This window comes from Phocaeicola sp. RTP21359st1_B8_RTP21360_211022, from assembly GCF_040911965.1.
Taxonomy (GTDB): Bacteria; Bacteroidota; Bacteroidia; order Bacteroidales; family Bacteroidaceae; genus Phocaeicola; species Phocaeicola vulgatus.
This window is the reverse complement of sequence record NZ_JBDFXP010000112.1, coordinates 1-1,991: the sequence shown is the minus strand read 5'-3', so window position 1 is coordinate 1,991 and position 1,991 is coordinate 1. Positions and strand designations below refer to the sequence as shown.

At 38.9% G+C, this 1,991-nt stretch carries 2 protein-coding genes; both read left to right on the top strand.

Annotated elements, in window-relative coordinates:
* Positions 1 to 948: RHS repeat-associated core domain-containing protein (locus AB5062_RS22620; protein WP_349923769.1), on the top strand; the 948-nt coding region annotated here is incomplete at its 5' end.
* Positions 929 to 1,678: a hypothetical protein gene (locus AB5062_RS22615; protein WP_009041265.1), complete on the top strand. Its 750-nt coding sequence runs from the start codon at positions 929 to 931 to the stop codon at positions 1,676 to 1,678. The genes AB5062_RS22620 and AB5062_RS22615, both read left to right, overlap by 20 nt.
* Positions 1,679 to 1,991 lie beyond the last annotated feature (313 nt).

Below are 1,991 nucleotides of genomic sequence, written 5' to 3'. Positions count from 1 at the left end.
ATGCTTGCCGGGGTGAGGACTCCCGACGGAAGGACGGTCACGTTCGGCTATGACGCCCTCGGCAGACGGGTGTCAAAAAGGACGGGCGACAGTGTGCACCGTTTCGGCTGGGACGGCAACGTGGTGCTGCACGAATGGGACATTGAGGAAGCCCAGAGGCCGAAGCTCGTCACGGACGAGACCGGGCGCGAGGAATACGACGGCACGGAGAAGCCGGCCAACCTCGTGACATGGGTGTATGACGGAACGTCGTTCACGCCTGTGGCGAAGGTCACGGACGGGGAACGCTACACGATAGTGCATGACTACCTCGGTACACCGACGCAGGCATACGACAGCAAGGGAGAACTTGTCTGGGAGATGCTGCTGGATGTGTACGGAGAGGTGAAGGAATGCCACGGGGACCGAACGCTCGTGCCGTTCAGATATCAGGGGCAGTACGAGGATGAAGAAACAGGACTGTATTACAACAGGTTCAGGTACTACTCGCCTGAAATGGGGATGTATATTTCTTCTGACCCCATTGGGCTGGAGGGAAATAATCCGACACTCTATGGATATGTTTACGATATCAATAATATGGTGGACATATTTGGATTGAAATGTTGGAAAACAGCTAAGAAAAATTATTGGAAAACGAAATATGCTGATGAGATGTTAAATCCAACAGGAAAATACTCTCCTAACAATTTAGCTTTAATGAAACGAGGAAATGCTCCTAAAATAAAAGTTGAAGTATCTGATGCTTTGGGAAATAAAAATATTGTTGATGTTCCTATTGAATTGCATCATACAAGTTTACCTCAAAGGTTAGGTTCTTCTAAAGCTAATGAAGCATGGAATTTGACAGAAGTTACACCTTGGGGACATGCGAGTATGGATCCTTATAGAAATTTAGGAGATAATTTCAATTTAGTACGAATTATTAATGGAACAAATTCTTGGTGAAATGGAAGCGAATAATATAATAAATGGGCTAAAACATCTGTCAGAAGGACTATTCCTGCCTGAAGGATGGATTGATTGGTGGAAACAAAATGAAAAGTTTGCGAAACAATTCTTGTCATCACGGTGGTATTTGAAGATAAAGCCTAAGATGTCACAAGGTTTAATAGGTGCCACACTAATATCTCAAAATGCGGCTCGTGAATACTTAAAATCTATAAATCAATCTTATAACGAAAATTCACAAATCAATTATGTGGAAGGATGGAGAAAGCAAATAGATGATATCTCCTTGAACTATGACAAAGTTGATATTATTGATTTTGACTTGAAATTTACCAAGTTGAAGCAAATTTACCCAAACTTGTTCGCCGTAATAAAAAAACACTTACTGCAAAAGGATGTTGTGGAAAATAATTTAACCGAAGAGAAACTAACCTCATCATTCTTTTATAAATTATTACATAGTGATGTTATTACATTTTTTTATTGTATTTCACAATTAAAGATGGAAGGTGTTTTTATTGATTTTAACATGTTAGAATTGCGAGATGAGTATGTCAAATTTGGTGAATTATGGTTGAATAGTGATGGAGATGAGTTATATATCAAACCTCATGAACCTTCTGTATATTTTCATGATATAGGGAAAAATCAAATACATATTATAAATAAATCATTTAATTTATTTATTGAAAATGATTTGAGTCGCTTTATTTCTGAAAATGTTTAGTTTTTTGCTCTGTATGGTTCGGCTATCTTATTTTATATTATGGTGGAATACAATGCTGGGGATTGCATTAACAATGGATAGATAAAGTTTGTAAAAACCAATTTAATCAGTTATATTGTTTGCCATAATTCTTCAAAAAAGAAAAAATGGAAACTTTGGAATAGAACTAATTCAATAGCTATAATTTAATACAGTAAATGTTACTTGCGGACAGTCATATCACTATGGTAGTCGGGGTTGACGTCCATGTGACGACAGCTCCCCCCTTCAATCCCATCCACCCTTACATAGGTATGGTGATGGACCCCGCCGA

Bases quoted from the DNA above. Each gene is read 5' to 3' on its own strand.
- AB5062_RS22615 (WP_009041265.1), top strand. From the start codon at position 929: ATGGAACAAATTCTTGGTGAAATGGAAGCGAATAATATAATAAATGGG.